Consider the following 16,821-nt stretch of genomic DNA (forward strand, 5'->3'; position numbering starts at 1 on the left):
CAGGAACTCAAGAATGAGGCTCGTACGCGGCGGCGGCTACGTCTGGTACAGCACTTTGCTGCTGGTGTTCTGGGCGGGGGCAGCCTTCGCGCAGGGCGGTCCGCCCATGCGGACCGACGATCCCGGCACTCCCGGCAACGGCAATTGGGAGATCAACACCGGCCTGACCACCGACCGGCGCGTCCAGGAACGCAACTTCGATGCGCCGGTGTTGGACATCAACTACGGCGCCGGCGATCACCTTCAACTCAACTTTGAAATTCCATATCTCGTGCGCGGCACCAACAACGGCCCGACGCAAGCGGGACTGGGAAATTCCGGCATCGCGGCGAAGTGGCGGTTCTACGAGAATGAAAAACTGGGATTGGATATCTCCATGTACCCGCGATTGGAATTTAACAATCCGACCGCGTCGGTGCGTAGAGGCTTGGCGGACCGCGGACAGAGGTTCCTGATGCCGTTTGAGCTCTCCAAGAAATTGGGGCCCATCCAGGTCAACCCGGAGGCCGGGTACTGGTTCACCCAACACGGTCCCGACCTGTGGATCGCGGGAATCGCGGTTGGTCACCAGGCAAGCGAGCGCCTGGAGTTGCTGGCAGAGCAGTACAACACCGGAGATGTCGGGGGGAGTTACCACGAGAGCACGTTCGGCGGCGGCGGACGTTTGCGGCTTCACGGGCCCGTGCTGCTGATCTTCATGGCCGGACGCAGTTTTCGCGGCGCGGCCAGCGGCGAGCCCCAGCTCATCGGCTACCTCGGCCTGCAAATTCAAATCAAGAAGAAGCCTGCGCCTGACCTGCAACCAAAGCACAAGTAATCGGCGGCGCAGAATTCGTGCGCTGAGGATCGGCGAGCGCAACTCAAACGATACCGGCTATCTCGCCGGGCTCAGATCATTGCCTCCGCCCTTGAGTGCCTGCCGCATCATGGTGTCAACGTCCTGCTTCAGCTTCGCCAGCGAGGTCACCTGGATGTACACCATGTGCCCGGCGGGATACTGGGCGGAGGTGATGTTCTTGCGCATCGACGGATCCAATCCCATGTGACCCAGCGTGTACTCGATGCCAAGAATCGGGGTGGCAGCGTCGTACCAGCCTTCCGCGACCAGCACGTGCATGTAGGGATTCTTGACGAAGGCGCGGCGAAGGGCATCGGCAGTTTCAGGAAACCCGCCGCGCGCCGACACCCCCATGTCCCACTGTGCGCCGATGCCGCCGCCGAGAATGTAGTAAATGAGATCGGACTTGTAGCCGAGATCGGAGCGGACGTACTCGTTAAACACGGTGGTGAAGGGGGGGCGGATAGCGGCTTCGCTCGGGTCGAAGCCGAACGGTCCCATCTCCGGCGATGCCGGGCCGACAAAGCGGCTATCGAGACGTCCGACCTGAAGCTTGCGGTCGCGCAGCAGTTCGCGGCTGAAGGTCTGCTGGTCGATGCGCAGGTCGTGCTCGTCAAGAATGATATTGCTCAATCCGGTGTAGCGGGCCAGGCGGTCGATGGCAGCACGGCGCTCCTCGGCCGTTAGACGATCGCCCTTCTGCAACGCCTCCGTATAGCCGGTGTTCGCCCACTGCGTTACCTCGGCCAGCAGCTTCGCCGGATCCATTTGCTGGACCTCGGCGGGCAGGCGCTTGTGATATTGCGCGGTCATGGCGTAGGTCGGCAGGAAGGCGATGTAGGCCAGGTCGTTGCCGCGGGCGAAGCTCAGGGTCTCAAAATTGAGCACCGAGGAAATCAAAGTGATGCCGTTGAGCGGGATGCCACGATCGATGAGGTAGCCCGACAATCCCGCGGCGCGCGTGGTACCGTAGCTCTCGCCGGCAAGGAACAACGGCGAGGTCCAGCGCTGCGAGCGCGTCAGGTACATGCGGATGAATTCGCCGACCGATGCGATGTCACCCTGCAGTCCCCAGAATTTCTTGCCCAGCTCCGGCGTGAGCGCGCGGCTGTAGCCAGTGCCGACCGGATCGATGAAGACCAGGTCGGTTGAGTCGAGCCAGGTGTACGGATTGTCTTCGAGCTGGAATGGAGGCGCGGGCATGCCGCCTTCGGGCAGCATCTTGACGCGCTTGGGCCCGATGGCGCCCATGTGCAGCCATACCGAAGACGAACCCGGCCCGCCGTTGAAAGCGAAAGTAAGCGGACGTCCCGGCTGCGAATTCTCGAGCGCGTAGGCCACATAGAACATGTGCGCCTCGACCTTGCTGGTCTGCTCGTTCTTGATCGGCATCGTGCCGACCGTCGCCGTGTAACGCAGCGCCTTGCCGCCGACGGAGATCTGGTGATGGGTGACCACCGGCTTTTCCTCCGGCGGCTCCTTCTCCTTGTCTTTTTCCTTGTCGGCAACGGGAGGCTTAGGTTCCTCGGCATCGGCAGGCGCCTCGGTGACGCGTTCAGCCGGCGGCGTGCCACGGCGTTCCGCGGCCCGCTGCTGTCCCATGGCAAGTGACGAAATAACGGCGAAAAGCACCAGAATGACGAAGTGGCGCATCTCAGCTCCTGAAACCTTTGTCCGCAAAGCGGGCATTGTACGCTACCGCACTGAATTTTCATTTCGTCAATCGATGCTTACCTGGGACGTGTACGGCTTGGCCGAGCCGCGTGAGCTGTCATAAAATCCAGAGTTCGTTACGGGAGGCTGATTGAGCGGTCGCGCGCTAATACTGGTGTTCTGCCTGCTGGCGTTAGTTGCCGGCGGCTGGGCGCAAACTTCAGTGGAAGGAACCGTCAGGACCAGCGATGGACGCGCGATTGCGGGCACACATCTGGTCCTGCGGCATCTCAACGGAAGCGTCGCCGAGGAAAGTACCGCCGACGCCTCGGGCGCCTTCCGCCTGTCCGCGCAGCAAGCCGGCGCTTACGAACTTCTCGCCGACGCTCCCGGCTTCTTCACCGTCCAGTACCACTTCATCGCGAGAGCGCGCCAACCGGTAAGCGTGGAGATCGAACTCGAGCCGAAAGCGGCGCGCAAGGAATCGGTGGAAGTTCGCTGCAGCTTTGCCGCGGTCGATCCGGAAAAAACTGGCAGCTCTTACAGCTTCGCGCGGCAGCAACTGGAAACTCTGCCCGATCCCATGGTTGAAACCGCCACTCGACTGGCCACGAACCTGATGCCCGGCGCCACCCAGAGCCACGACAACTTTATTACCGTCCGCGGCACCGAGTTTTCGCTGCACCAGTTCATCAACGGCGTGTCGTTCCTCGACAACGAGCAGCCCCAGTTCAGCCCCGGCGTGAGCCCGCAAATTTTCGAGACGGTGGACCTGCTGACCGGCGGCTTTACCGCCGAGTATGGCAACCGTTTCGGCGGGGTCATGGACATCACCACTCGCTCCGGACGGGAGATGGCCAAGCACGGCTCGGTGAACTTCATGGGCCTCACCAACGATAACTACGACGTGAATTCCGAATTGGGCGGCGCCAAGGGAAAGCTCGGTTATTACTTTTTCGCCGATGGGTTTACCTCCGGACGCTACCTGGACCCGCCCACGCGGAAAGAACTTTTCGATACCGGCCGCGGTCTTCGCGGCACCACCCAACTCGATTACCAGGCGGGGCATGACTCTTTCAAGCTGCTGTTGCTTGGCGGCGGCGTACATTTCGACCAGCCGAATATCGCGGATGACCAGGACGTGGGACGCAACGCCACGCGCCATCTCGGTTCGCAAACCGCCATCGTGACCTGGACGCACGCCTTTTCCCAGGACTCCGTCTGGCAAACCTCCGCCTACCAGAGAATCAACGGCGATCGCATTCATCCGACCAGCGACCTGGTAACGCCGTTGTCGGTGGGATCGCGCAGCACGCTGACTGCCGGGATGAAGAGCGACTACACGCGGAACTGGCGCGGTCACACGCTAAAAGCCGGCATCGATCTTGTCCGCTTGCGCGAAAAAGAAAGCTTCTTCATCGACGGCCGCGGTGACCCCGAAGTCTTCCCCATCGATTTCCGCGGCGCTGTCCTGGGCGGGCAAGCCAGCGCGTACGTGCAGGATCATTTTCACCTGGCCCCGAACCTCACCGTCGATGCCGGCCTGCGTTACGACTACTTCGACCTGGTGAACACGGAGGCGCAGGTCAGCCCGCGCGTCGGCCTTGCCTATCACATCCTGGCGACGAAGTCGGTGGTCCACGCCTCCTATAACCGGTTGATGTCGCCGCCGCCTATCGAATATTCGCTGCTGGCGAGTTGGATCGGCCACAACGCGCCTGATCCAACCCAACGTGTCGGCAACGTCCACGCCTATAAGCAGAACGCCTTCGAAGTGGGATGGGCACAGGAGTTGCACCGCACCGCGTCGCTGGAGTTGAACGCCTGGCAGCACACCGGGCACAACGCATTCGAGAACCACGAGATCAGCGTGTCGCGGCTGTTCCTGCCGATTAACTTTTTCGCTGCCCGCGCGCACGGACTGGATTTCGTGCTCAACCTGCGCCCGCTGGAACGGTTCGGCATTACCGGCAGGCTTTCTTACACGGCGCAGCGGACATTCTTCTACGGACCCACCACCGGCGGATTCACCGGAAACGAGCCCTTGGCGGCCGGCGAGCGAATCATTCCCGCCTTCGACGAGACCCATGTCGGCGCCGCCTACCTGGTGTATCAGAAACCGCGCTGGCGCAATTTCTGGGCCTCCACCAACATGCGTTACGGTAGCGGCAGCAAGCCCGAGCAGGCCCTCACGCGTCTGCCGCAGCATTTCACCACCGACCTGGCCACCGGCTTTGCCTTGTGGAACTCCGAGCCGCGACGTCTGGATTTGGAGTTCAACGCTACCAACGTCTCCGATAGCCGCTATCAAATCGCCAAGGAAAGCGAAGAGATTCCCATCCAGTACTCCCATTCGCGCGCTGTCGGCGGCAGCCTGAAATTCCATTTTTAGGAACCAGATTCCGCACGCGACCGGCGCCGGATTGCTCACATTTGAATCTGCCTCCAGTCTAAGGAACCTGTAGGGCGTGCGCTCCGTAACTATCGAAGAGAGCCCGTGCAACTGCGCTTGGGAGGTCCTGTGAACCTGCGAGAAATCGCGCGTCAAACGCTCAGCTCGATGCGGGCGCACAAGATGCGCAGTTTCCTCACTATGTTCGGGATCATCTGGGGCATTACCTCGGTGGTGCTGCTGGTCGGGCTGGGGCGCGGCTTCAATCAAGACCAGAAGCGGCGCATGCGGACCATCGGCGTGGACCTGGTCATCGTTTGGGGAGGGCGGACCAGCACCGGCGAAGGAGGCTACGCGGCCGGCCGGCCGATTCGCCTGAATATCAGCGACGTTTACGCGATCAAGCAAGAAGATTACCTGATTAAGTCGGTCAGCCCGGAGATGATCCGGCCGGTCCCCCAGGTGAGCGCGTTCAATGCCTCCAACCGGCCCGTCCGCGGCGTGTGGCCGGAGTATCAGGGTTTCCGGTCGCTGAAGGCGACGGAAGGCCGGTTGATGACGAGCGAGGATGAAGACCAGGCTCGGCGGGTTGTGATTCTTGGCGACGAAGCCCGCCAGCAACTGTACCGCGGCAAGCCCGCTGTCGGGGCGACCCTGGAAATTGCCGGTTATCCCTACGAGGTCATCGGCGTACTGGAGAGGAAAAAACAGAACGGCAGCTACGGCTCCGGGCCTGACAACACGCAGTTGTTTGTTCCCTACTCCGCGATGGCTCGGGACTTCCCGCCGCCCAGCAGCCCGGAACGTCCGTGGATCGACAAAGGTTATCTGAACAACATTGTGTTTGAAGTTGCCGACCCTGCGCAGCACGAAGCGGCGATTGCGCAGGTCTATCGAACGCTCGGCCGCGTACATCACTTCGATCCCCAGGACAAGTACGCGCTGTTCACCTGGGACACCATGTACAGCGCGAAGCTGACGGAGCGCATTTTCAATGTCATGACAATTTTCTTTGCCATAGTGGCATTGATGACGTTGTCGCTGGGCGGCATTGGGGTGATGAACATCATGCTGGTTTCGGTGACCGAGCGAACGCGCGAGATCGGCGTGCGCAAAGCGCTAGGCGCAACCGCAGGCGATATCCAGCGTCAGTTCTTCGCCGAATCGGCGACGCTGACGGCGCTGAGCGGAACTATCGGACTCATGCTGGGCCTGGCTGTCTGCATCGTGATGCAGAAGGCGCCTCTGCCCGACTTCATGCCGGCGCCCATGATTGTGCCTGGGGCGATCGTGGCCTCCATCGTGACCTTGTCGTTGATCACGATAACGGCGGGAATGTATCCCGCCCGGCGGGCCGCTTCCCTTTCACCCATTGAGTGCCTGCGCTACGAGTAAACGATCATGTGGCTGAAGGAAATCATCGTCGAGAGTTGGCAGTCGCTGGCGCGCAACCGCCTGCGCAGCACCCTGACCATGCTCGGCATTACCTGGGGACTGGTGACCGTGGTGCTGCTGCTCGGCTACGGGCAGGGCGTCGGCGAGAGCGTGCTCAATGCCTTTCTTGGCATCGGGAACAACGTGATTCTCTCCTGGGCCGGGCAGACCAGCATGCAGGCGGGCGGCGAACGCGCCGGCAAACGCATTCATTACAAGTACGAAGATATCCAGGCCATCCGGGACGAGGTTCCCATCCTGAAAGGCGTCAGCGCCGAGGACGACAACAACCTGCCCTTCAAGTACGGTAACAAGGTGATCACGATCTCCAGCAAAGCGGTGCAGTTCCCCTACGGACAAATTCGGAAGTTGAACGTGGAGGAAGGCCGCTACTTCGAGGAGGGGGATTTCATCGAGCACCGACGCGTCTGCATCTTTGGGCCGCTCGCCGCGAAACGAATCTTTGGCGGCCTGAACCCGGTCGGGCAGTATGTGACCGTCCGCGGCCAGGATTTCCAGATCATCGGCCTGCTGCAGATGAAGATCCAGGATTCTTCCAATAACGGTCCCGACAATCAGAACGTGTTCCTGCCATTTGAGACCTATCGCGACGTGATGGACATTCGCGACCCGGGGATGATCGTGTACGCGCCCATCAATCCGGCGTTGCACGTCAAGGCGAGGGAAGCGGTGCGCGCGGTGCTGGCGCGGCGGCACCACTTCGATCCCAAAGACGAAAAGGCGACAGCGGACTGGGACACGGTGGAAGATGCGGAGGAGCTGGCGCAGTTCTCCATCGCGCTGCAAATCGTGCTGGGACTGATTGGCGCGCTTACGCTCGGCGTCGGCGGCGTGGGCGTGATGAATATCATGCTGGTCTCGGTGACCGAGCGAACCCGCGAAATCGGATTGCGCAAGGCGGTGGGCGCCCGCAAGTCGGATATCCTCGGGCAGTTTCTGGTCGAAGCGCTGGTGATCACGTTCATCGGCGGCGCGCTCGGCATGCTGCTGGCAACCACCATCGCTCACTCCGTCCCGCCGATGCCGCTTTACGCGGAGCAGTTCAAGATGGCCAACCACGAGGGTGACATTTTCTTAAGAACTTCGCCGGTCGTGTTGACCGCGTCATTCTTAATCCTAGCTGCTGTGGGAGTGGCTTCAGGATTCTGGCCGGCACTCAAGGCCGCCAGGATGGAGCCAGTGGAAGCTCTGCGCTACGAATAAAGCCGCTAACCCGCGGAGTTCGAAAATCGCGCACGCAATCGTGCCCGCAATCTTCCTGGACATCGGAAACAACTCCACGAGCGTTCGGAAACCGGGTTCTGGCAGGCAGAAATGTTCTTTTCGGGTCTTCCCTTCCCGACCGACGCGACACGCGAAACGTGAAAGGTCGGCTGATAAAATTTCCGCATGGACGCCTTCCCCCAGCTGCGCGGGCACAAGTACATCGACCTGGTCACGTTCCGCAAAACCGGGGTGGGCGTGCACACCCCCGTTTGGTTCGCCGAGGGTGGCGGCAGAATCTACATCTTCAGCAATCGCAAAGCCGGAAAGCTGAAGCGAATTCGCAACAATGCGAGCGTCGAGATCGCTCCCTCCACTATGCGCGGCCACCCTCTCGGCCCTTACGTTCCCGCCACTGCCCGCATCGCCAGCGACCAGGCGGCGGGGCGGGAGGCGATCCGCCGCAAGTACTGGCTGGCGCGGATTCCATGGATTTGGAGCAAGGACAGTACCTACCTGGAACTGTTGGCCCGGTGACGCACCCCGTCAACTGTGATATAGAGTCGGCAGTTACTCCCGCTTCATGCTGGACATCGCAGCCCTCGTGGCCGGCCTTGCGTTGCTCTCCATACCTGGCATTTTCATCTGGCGTGCCGTATTCCCCGAACATGACTTAGCAGATCTCCTCACCTGGGGCGCCACTGCGGGGCTCGCGCTCGCGGTGCTGGTTGCGTTTTACGTTTCGCTGGTCCGCCTGTCCTTATTCTGGCCGCTGTGGATGGGCGTACTCGCGGTGAGCCTGCTGCTCGCCCGGGTTCGTTCGTCGCGGCGGCAACCGCCTGCGCCAGATCGCACGTGGTATTGGCTGGCATTACTGCTGGCGATCGTTGCGGTCTCACGGTTCTTGCCCACTTTTTTTCAGGCTATTCCTCCCGGTTTTGATCCCAGTCTCCATCTTCTGCTGGCGAAGAAGATGCTGCTCGCCGACAAGCTCATTTACGACCTCACGCCGTTTGAGAGCATTTCGCTGAACTACCCTTTGGGAAGTCATCTCCTCGTCGTCGTTCTCTCGCGCCTGACCTCGATCTCGCTGCACCGCGTTTACCAGTTGCTGATCCCCGCGCTGGGCGTAATCACGACCGCCCAGGTGTACGGCCTGGCGCGGCGGGTTTTCCGCTCCTCCGAGATCGCCTTGTATGCCGCGCTGGCGTATGGCATGTGGGCTTTCCTCGGCAGCATCGGCTATTACGCCTGGGGCGGGCTGCCCAACGAACTGGGCATGGTGTTTCTGATCGCTGCCATCGCCATCCTTGCCGAGTCAACGTGCGATCTCCGTTGCGCCGCTGCCATCGCCGTCTTCCTGGCCGCCGTATTCCTGACGCACCATCAAGTGACCCTGGTGGCGGCCATCACGATGGGCGTTGCTGCCGGGCATCTACTGCTTTCGCCCGCCGGCGCCGATCCCGGGCAACGAGCCAAGTTGCGCGCGCTTGTCATGGGAGGGGTGGGCAGCGTCGGGTTGGCTTCCGCGTTTCTGTTGCCGGAAGTCGTCAAGCTGCGCCAGATCGGAGAAACCGATGCGCTCCGCTTCCAAAGCGCGCACTCGTTCCTGTTGCTGATTGCCGGCATGGGTGTGATCTTCCTGGCCTTCGCAAGCTGCGGCGTTGTGTTGGCGTGCCGGCGCGATACGGAGAGGCGCACCGGCATGCTGCTGGCGATGTCCGTCGCGCTGTTTGCTGCGTACCTGCTATGCGGCCCCATCTATCAAACTTACTCGTTGCACCGCTGGGGAGAGGAGCGCACGGCGCTGGAGCCTTCGCGCTTCCTCACCGACCTGGTGTACTTGCTGAGCGTGTTTGCCGGTTACGCCATGTACCGCCTGGCAAAGCGTTACCGAGTGGCGCCAGGCACGGCATTCGCGCTCGGCTTGCTGCTGTCGCTCACCAACATCCCGATGTGGCGCGACAATTTTGTCGCAGATCGCGACCCCGATCGCTGGCTTGCCTACACCTGGATTCAGCAGCACACGCCGCCCGACGCGGTCGTCCTGACCAGCGATCAATGGGCGCCCTACGCAACCTGGCGACAAACCCTGCTGACCCCTGTCACCGCATCGGACGTCCGCGCCGGCGACAACAATGCGCGCCGCGCGGCAGCGGCCTTGTCCGCGGGTCATCCACCAGCCGTCGGAACCGCGATCGCGGTGATTGCTCCCGGTGGCAAATGGAACCGGGGGTCGGTTATCTGGAAATCGCCATCAGGATGGACGGTCGTGCAGCAGTGGCCGGACGCGGATTTCAGGGCCACGGCGCTGCGCTGAGCGGTGGCGGCTATATCCTGCTGTTTCGCGCACTCGCTCCCGCTTACTTAGCGCCGCCGGAAATCTGTACAGGCGCCAAGTTTGCCGACCGCAGTTTCTCGTTAAGCGCCGGCACATCACGCGTCTTGATCTGCTCCCATTTATCAAGCAGCGGAGACAACGCCCGCTGCAAATCCCCGACCGTCGCGACCGCCTGCGAAGTGGGCTGCGCGTCCGCGCTATCCACGTGCTCGTACACCGTCGCCAGGCTGCTGTTCAGCCCTGCCAGGCTGCTGGAGTCAGCGCGTGAGCCGAACTCGCCCTCTTTACCTTCCAGCGAAGCCAACGATTTCTCCAGATCGTTAATGCCCTCGGCAACCGGGCCGGGAAGAGACTTGGCCGGCATCAGCAGGTTTTTCAACTGCGCGCGAACCGAGCGCACCTGCTGTAGCGCGTCGTAATCCTGCCGCAGCGCTGCGGCGATTTTCATCTCCGTTTCGAATTGCCGCGCCAGGCCAGCCGCGGGCGTGGTGACGCGCGGGTCCATTTTGACCGTGAACTTCTGCGACAAAGTCCGACCACCCGCAATGAGCTTTACCGTGTATTCGCCCGGCAGCGCCCTCGGCCCTTGCGGCGCAAACGGCGTGTCGTGCGGAATCGCCGAAATCGGCAGGTCCTTTTTCATCACTGCCGGCGAAGGATAATGCAGGTCCCAAACCCAGCGATGCATGCCCGCCGATGTGGGCGGCACTCGCGGCGACCGCGCCCAGGATGCAGGTACGTTCAACTTCCTGGGATCTATCTCCTCGGGCGGATCGGTACTGGCATAGCGGCGCACCAGCTTGACCGAGGAATCGTAAATCTCCAGCGCCACCGGCCCACTCTCCGCTTTCAGCAGGTAATCGATGACCGCACCGTCGGGGGGATTTTGCCCGGCGGGCTCCTCTGGCGGCAGCGGCGTGTCGGTGTTGGTGCTGCGCCGCATGCGATATGCGACCTGCGGCCGGAACAGGTGCGCCGGCGCCTGTGCAGCCTCGGCCGATATCTGGCGCAGCGGCGTAACGTCATCCAAAATCCAGAACGAGCGCCCGTGAGTGCCCACCACCACATCGTCGCCATGCACCACCAGGTCGCGCATCGACGTTGCCGGCAGGTTCAGCTGCAACGACTGCCAGTGATCGCCGTCGTCCCATGAAATCCAGATGCCGGTTTCGGTGCCGGCAAACAACAGGCCCTTGCGCTCCGGATCTTCACGCACGGTGTTGACCGGCGAGTCGGGCAATCCGGTGGTGATTTTTTGCCACGTCTCGCCACCATCGTGGGTGCGGTAAATGTAGGGATGCATGTCGTCGAGACGGAAGCGGTTCACGGCGGCGTAACAGGTGTTGTCGTCGAAGTGTCCGGCCTCGATCTGCGCCACCTTGCTCCACGGCGTCAGCTCCGGAGGCGTAACGTTTTGCCAGGTCTTGCCACCGTCACGTGTGACGTGGATCAGGCCATCATCGCTCCCCACCCAAAGCAGGTTTGCATCCTTGAACGAAGGCCCGATGCTGTAGATCACGCCACGATGTTCCGTCTTCTCCTTGGCCGCGAAGTTGCCGAGGTTGGGCGGCACGCCGGGATGGTCGCGGGTCAAGTCGGGGCTGATGATCTGCCAGCTCTGGCCTCCGTCGGTCGTCTTGAACAGCACGTTGGAACCGAGATACAACGCGCGCTTGTCCACCGGGGAGAAAATCAGCGGGGCCGTCCGGTTGAAGCGATATTTCCCGGTTCGCAGAACCACCGGCGAGATTTCCTGCGCCTGGGTTGTCACCAGGTCGTACCGCGACGCTTTTCCGCCGTAGATAAGGTTGGGGTTCAGGGGATCGGGCGCGACGTAGCCGTACTCCTCTACCCCGACCGTGTGCCAGTCACGAAAGGTAATTTCGCCGTAATCGCTGCGGCTCGCCGTGCCAACGGAGCCGCTCTCCTGCTGGGCGCCGTACACCCAGTAGGGAAAGCGGTCGTCGGTGATCACGTGATAGAACTGCGCCGTCGGCTGGTTATACCAAGTGCTCCAGGTTGCGCCGCCGTTGACGCTGAGCGTCGCGCCCTGGTCACTGCCCATTAGGATGATGTCGGGATTTTCGGGATTGATCCAAATGCGGTGATAGTCATCGCCGCCCGGCGCGCCCTTGATCGCGGTAAATGTGTATCCGCCGTCGGTGGAGCGATAGGTCGAGGTGTTGGCGGAGTACACGACGTCCGGATTTCTGGGATCGACCTTTACCTCGGCAAAGTCGTCGGCGCGGCCATAGACACGATTCTCGTTGTTGACGCGGTTCCAGGTCTGGCCGGCATCGTCGGAGCGGTAAATTCCGCCGTGCTCCGCGTTCGCCTGCACCGTGGCGTAAATGCGGCTTGGATGATTGGGCGAGATTCCCAGCCCGATCCTCCCCAAGCCTTCCGCCGACGTCGGCAGGCCCTTGGTCAGCGGCTGCCAGGTATTGCCGCCGTCGGTGGATTTGAATATCCCGCTGCCCGGACCCAGCATGGTTCCGCCGGTCGTCCACGGTGGCCTGCGTCCGGACCACAGTACGGCGTAGAGCGTTTGCGTGTTCTTGGGATCGAAGGCAAGGTCGACCGCGCCCGTGTTCTCATCCTTGTAAAGAATCTTCTGCCAGCTATTCCCGCCGTCGGTGGAGCGAAAGACGCCGCGCTCCTGGTTCGGCCCATAGGGATGACCGAGGACGGCGGCGAACACGCGGTTGGGATCGCGGGGATCGACCAGGACCACCGGGATCTGCCTGCCGTCGCGCAATCCGAGATGTTGCCAGGTCTTGCCGCCGTCGGTCGATTTGTAGATTCCGTCGCCGGTGGAGAGGTCAGGGCGCTGCAGTCCCTCGCCGCTGCCGATATAAATGATGTCAGGATTGGACGGCGCTACCGCCAAGGCGCCGATCGAACCGCTCGGCTGCCCGTCGAATATGGGCTGCCACGTGCGCGCGAAGTCGGTGCTCTTCCACGCGCCGCCATTGTTGGCCGCCATGTAGAAGACGTTCTGCTTGCCGGGAACTCCAGTCACGGCGACGGTCCGCCCGCCGCGAAACGGGCCAATCAATCTCCAGCGCATGTCCTGGTACAGCGACGGACTGACCTGCTGGGCAACCAGGGGCGAAGCCAGACCAAGCAGCACGAGCAACCAGCGCAAACGTTTCATCCATTCTCCTCGCGAGCCAATCGGCAACCGACGATTGTACTCGCGCCGGAGGCGGTGATCCTGGCCGATGGCGTCTCGGTGCACGCTTCGCCTTGACATCAGCTTTGCCGGTGATACCATCCGGCACTTTGCAGAAAGGTGAGGTGGTTTTCATGAAGCGAGCCATGGTCGTGGCGGTTCTGCTATTGGCGTGCGCTGTCCTGGCGGAGGATGTCGGCACCATCACCATCTACCGGCTCTCCGATCATCGGCGTGGATGGAAACCGGCGGCCTTCTGTGACAATCAGCAGATCGCCGAGATGCAGGGCGGCAAGTACGTTACCTTGAATGTGAGCGCAGGCAAGCACACGTTCACTTCGAGCAAAGAGAAAAACCGCGTCGAGATCGACGTCAAGCCCGGTGAGCAGTACTTCATCCGCATCAATGAGCCCGGCGAACTGGAGTTGGTTCCAGGCGTGCAGGGCAGGCAGCAGATCGTTCTCATGTCGCCCCTGGAGCCGGCGAAAGTTCACCCCGGAGTCTGCAGGGCAGGCGCCGCGCAATGACCCCGGCCGCTTGGCCAACCTCACCATCCGGTGATAATTTGATAGTTTGTCGTACAGGAGAAGAAGCCTCATGCTGAAGCTCGCAATTGGAACGTTGTCGCTCGCGTTTCTGCTCGCCTCCGCCTTCGCGCAAAATTCCGCCGGGCCCACCAAGGTCGAAGGCAAAGCCCACAAGACCGCCGACGGCCTGGAATACTGGGACATCAAGGAAGGGACCGGCGCGGTCGCCAAGAGCGGCGACAAGGTCAAGGTCCACTACACCGGCTGGCTGACCAGCGGCAAGAAATTCGACAGCTCCGTCGATCGCGGTCAGCCATTTGAGTTCGCGCTCGGCGCAGGCCAGGTGATCAAGGGATGGGACGAGGGCGTTGCCGGAATGAAGGTCGGAGGCAAACGCCAGTTGCGTATTCCCCCGGAACTCGGTTACGGCAGCCGCGGCGCTGGAGGCGTGATTCCGCCGAACGCGACGCTCATCTTCGACGTCGAACTGCTCGGCACGGGAAAATAGCGAAGTTTCGCTACAGTGATGAAGCCGCCCCCGATGGGCGGCTTTTTCTCTGACCCACTTACCACTAGCCACTTTGCTTATGCCGCGGCCACCTTCTTCGTGATTGCTTCAACCTGCTTAACGTGGTTCAGGTCGTGGCCGGCCATGGTTTCGATGATCTCGCCGAAGCTTCCCTCGCCCCGTTCGGGATGAGTGTTCTTCTTCGACAGCGCCGCCTTGCCGGCCTGCTGGATCAACTGCAGGTTCCAGTTGCGCACCGCCGAAAATACTGCCAGGGCGGCGTGCGCATCGTAACCGGCATACACCCGCGCCCACTTGTCCTGGTCGAACGGCTGGATGACATGATGGTCTTCCGCCAGCGTCTGCCGCAGCCGGAACGCAAACACCAGCTCGCAATCCGCCAGGTGACAGAAAATCTCGCGCGCGCTCCATTTTCCAGGCGCCGGGGAAATATCGATCCGCTCCCGCCCCAGCAAGTTGGCCAGCGCCTCCAGCCGCGTTGGTGTTCCCGTGATCACCTCGACTGCTTCCTTGTCTGCTAAGAACGAAGCGTACGGATTCATGGTCGGTTCTCCTCTAATTCTCAACCGTTACTGAAGGGATTGGATAATCCGGCAGCGCTCCGGGCTTCAAAACAGGGCCACCGACTCGATACATTTTACAAACGATCAGCGGCATCGCGAGTCGCGGCTTTGCCGCCAGTATATCGGGAGCGGGCCACAAGAAAAGCAAGCTCGCGCAAGGTCCCCCTCACGCGAGCTGCGCAATCGGAAAAAGCGAAGCGTCAGTGCCTGTCATGATCGCGGTCGCGGTCGCGATCGCGATCGTCATCAGGATGGTTGTGACGCCAGTTCCAGTACTCCTGCTGCTCTTTGCGTTTCAGCTTGGAGTAGGCACGGTAGGGCCGGTGATTTTCGTTGAAGTAGTTGCGGTACGCCCGGTCCTCCCGCGCGTCCCAGTTGTGGTAATCGCGATGCTCGCGGTCGTAGTAGCGCTGGCCCTTGTGTTTGTCGTCGTCGCGCCGTTCACGGCGCTCGTCATCCCGGTCCTGCGGCCTCGCAATGGCAACTGGCGCGGTAAGAGAAAACAGCAGGCAGATGGAACCCAGATACAGAAGCTTCCGACGCATCAATCCCTCCTCCACGCCGCCTAGAAGGCGAGTTCGACACCCGAAGTGTCTGCGGGCGTGTTCATGGTTGGATGTGGCCGGCGAGGGAATTTACTGCCCGCAGCTCGCGACGGCAGCGAATCAAAAGGACTTAGCCAGCATCCGACGGAAGCAGGTACTCACGCGTCAACGGCAGGCCGCTGTGACCACCCGCACACTTCGAAAGCAGCGTTTGATACACGTTCAGATGGCCTTTCTGGAAGCGGTGGGCGGCAGCGCACATGTAGATCCGCCACACTCGATAGGTGGTCTCATCGGTAATCCGGCGCGCTTCTTCGGCATGGTTCTCCAGGTTCCGTACCCAGTGGCGCAGCGTGAGCGCGTAGTGCTCCCGCAGACTCTCCACATCTCTAACCTCAAAGCCGCTGGTTTCCGCCGCCCGAAGAGTGTCATGGATGGGGAGCAGTTCGCCGTCGGGGAAGACATACCGGTCCGCGAATGAGGGGCCGATTCTCTGATAGGTGGCCGAGGTTGCAATCCCGTGGTTGAGGAATAGGCCGCCCGGCATCAACAATTCCGCGGCGCGGCGGAAATACTCCGGCAGAAGCGCCCGCCCGACATGCTCAAACATGCCGACGCTGGCAATCTTGTCGTATGGCTGCTCCGGCGCAACGTCGCGATAGTCGCAAACCTCCACCCGGCATCGGCTTTCAAGACCTGATTCGCGTATGCTTTGCCGCGCCCGCTCCGCTTGCGGCACGCTGATCGTGATGCCGACGCTGTGGACACCATAATGAGCGGCGGCGTGCATCACCAATCCGCCCCAACCGCAACCGATGTCAAGAAAACGGTCGCCGCGGCGCAGCCGCAGCTTCCTGCAGATCAGGTCCAATTTGCGCGTTTGCGCGGTATCCAGGTCTTCCTTCCCCTCCGCAAAATAGGCGCACGAGTACACCATGTGCCGGTCCAGCCATAAGGCGTAGAACTCAGGCGGATAATCGTAGTGATAGCCAATTGCCTGGCGGTCCCGATCCTTGGAGTGAATCGAACCGGACAAATTTGCCGGAGGACGCTTGGGCAGAGTGCTCGCGGGCAGCAACCGGAGCAGGTTAGTAAGCAGCCATTTCTTGTGTGCGCTGACCCGTTGCTGGATCAGGTAGTCGCGCAGTTCCATGGCTGATTCGACATCACCCTCAATGTCGAGGTCGCCATGGATATACGCCTCTCCCAGGCTGAGTTCGCTCGGCGCCAGCAACATCGCGCGCAGCGCTGCCGGATGATTGATCACGAGTGTGAAACGCGGCTGCTTGTCGCTGCCCCAGGTGCTGCCGTCCCACCAGCGCACCTGAAAGTTAGCGCTCTGACAATCCTGCAACAACATTTCCAGGAACCGAATGCCAAGCCGGGCCACCGGCATTTCGGGGAGGGTCTGTACGGATCGGCCCATATCGTTCCTCCGTCAGACGGCTTGCACCGCCAAAATTACCGTCACTTCTGAAGCATATAAGACCGCAGAGGCTCCCTTCGGAGGGTGGTATGAAAACGCAAGCCAATACTAACTAAGGGAGATGCTGACATTCCAGTATTCGGTTTCCTGCTGCGCCGGGGTCCAGAGAAACTT

The 16,821-nt window shown here is 61.5% G+C and carries 13 protein-coding genes; 8 read left to right on the forward strand and 5 right to left on the reverse strand.

The genetic code is table 11. The features are described from left to right. Nucleotides 1–13: 13 nt before the first annotated feature. Nucleotides 14–817, forward strand: a complete 804-nt coding sequence (locus VFI82_03120) for a hypothetical protein (GenBank protein HET7183647.1) — start codon at nucleotides 14–16, stop codon at nucleotides 815–817. A gap of 57 nt (nucleotides 818–874) precedes the next feature. Here VFI82_03120 and VFI82_03125 read toward each other — a convergent pair whose 3' ends face one another. Next, nucleotides 875–2,491, reverse strand: coding sequence for a peptidase S10 (locus VFI82_03125; GenBank protein HET7183648.1), 1,617 nt, complete (start codon nucleotides 2,489–2,491; stop codon nucleotides 875–877). A gap of 151 nt (nucleotides 2,492–2,642) precedes the next feature. Between VFI82_03125 and VFI82_03130 the strand changes: the two genes are divergently transcribed. The 5 genes from VFI82_03130 (at nucleotide 2,643) to VFI82_03150 (ending at nucleotide 9,861) form a co-directional block, all read left to right on the forward strand. Beyond that, complete coding sequence (locus VFI82_03130) at nucleotides 2,643–4,883, forward strand: TonB-dependent receptor (GenBank protein HET7183649.1); 2,241 nt, start codon at nucleotides 2,643–2,645, stop codon at nucleotides 4,881–4,883. A gap of 129 nt (nucleotides 4,884–5,012) precedes the next feature. Then, nucleotides 5,013–6,278, forward strand: coding sequence for an ABC transporter permease (locus VFI82_03135; protein ID HET7183650.1), 1,266 nt, complete (start codon nucleotides 5,013–5,015; stop codon nucleotides 6,276–6,278). A gap of 6 nt (nucleotides 6,279–6,284) precedes the next feature. Further along, nucleotides 6,285–7,541: an ABC transporter permease gene (locus VFI82_03140; GenBank protein HET7183651.1), complete on the forward strand. Its 1,257-nt coding sequence runs from the start codon at nucleotides 6,285–6,287 to the stop codon at nucleotides 7,539–7,541. A gap of 186 nt (nucleotides 7,542–7,727) precedes the next feature. Then, entirely contained in the window at nucleotides 7,728–8,078 is a 351-nt protein-coding gene (locus VFI82_03145; GenBank protein ID HET7183652.1) for a PPOX class F420-dependent oxidoreductase, read from the forward strand. 46 nt (nucleotides 8,079–8,124) lie between these two features. After that, the gene (locus tag VFI82_03150) at nucleotides 8,125–9,861 is read left to right on the forward strand and encodes a hypothetical protein (protein ID HET7183653.1); all 1,737 of its coding nucleotides are present in this window, start codon (nucleotides 8,125–8,127) and stop codon (nucleotides 9,859–9,861) included. 43 nt (nucleotides 9,862–9,904) lie between these two features. On the opposite strand, the gene VFI82_03155 is transcribed toward VFI82_03150, so the two are convergent. Next, nucleotides 9,905–13,039: a glycoside hydrolase gene (locus VFI82_03155; protein HET7183654.1), complete on the reverse strand. Its 3,135-nt coding sequence runs from the start codon at nucleotides 13,037–13,039 to the stop codon at nucleotides 9,905–9,907. A gap of 152 nt (nucleotides 13,040–13,191) precedes the next feature. Here VFI82_03155 and VFI82_03160 point away from each other — a divergent pair, with 152 nt between their 5' ends. Together VFI82_03160 and VFI82_03165 are read left to right on the forward strand one after the other, a co-directional pair. Beyond that, nucleotides 13,192–13,584, forward strand: coding sequence for a DUF2846 domain-containing protein (locus tag VFI82_03160; GenBank protein ID HET7183655.1), 393 nt, complete (start codon nucleotides 13,192–13,194; stop codon nucleotides 13,582–13,584). Between the two features lie 70 nt (nucleotides 13,585–13,654). Further along, nucleotides 13,655–14,092 (forward strand): FKBP-type peptidyl-prolyl cis-trans isomerase, encoded by a 438-nt coding sequence (locus VFI82_03165; GenBank protein HET7183656.1) that lies wholly within the window; start codon nucleotides 13,655–13,657, stop codon nucleotides 14,090–14,092. 77 nt (nucleotides 14,093–14,169) lie between these two features. On the opposite strand, the gene VFI82_03170 is transcribed toward VFI82_03165, so the two are convergent. The 3 genes from VFI82_03170 to VFI82_03180 all read right to left on the reverse strand — a co-directional run bounded on the left by VFI82_03170 (nucleotide 14,170) and on the right by VFI82_03180 (nucleotide 16,647). Next, the gene (locus VFI82_03170; protein HET7183657.1) at nucleotides 14,170–14,655 is read right to left on the reverse strand and encodes a DinB family protein; all 486 of its coding nucleotides are present in this window, start codon (nucleotides 14,653–14,655) and stop codon (nucleotides 14,170–14,172) included. Between the two features lie 221 nt (nucleotides 14,656–14,876). Next, nucleotides 14,877–15,221 (reverse strand): hypothetical protein, encoded by a 345-nt coding sequence (locus VFI82_03175; protein HET7183658.1) that lies wholly within the window; start codon nucleotides 15,219–15,221, stop codon nucleotides 14,877–14,879. Nucleotides 15,222–15,351: 130 nt separating this feature from the next. Beyond that, entirely contained in the window at nucleotides 15,352–16,647 is a 1,296-nt protein-coding gene (locus tag VFI82_03180; GenBank protein HET7183659.1) for a cyclopropane-fatty-acyl-phospholipid synthase family protein, read from the reverse strand. Between the last annotated feature and the right edge of the window lie 174 nt (nucleotides 16,648–16,821).

It is taken from the genome of Terriglobales bacterium (assembly GCA_035691485.1).
GTDB lineage: Bacteria > Acidobacteriota > Terriglobia > Terriglobales > Acidobacteriaceae > JAIQGF01.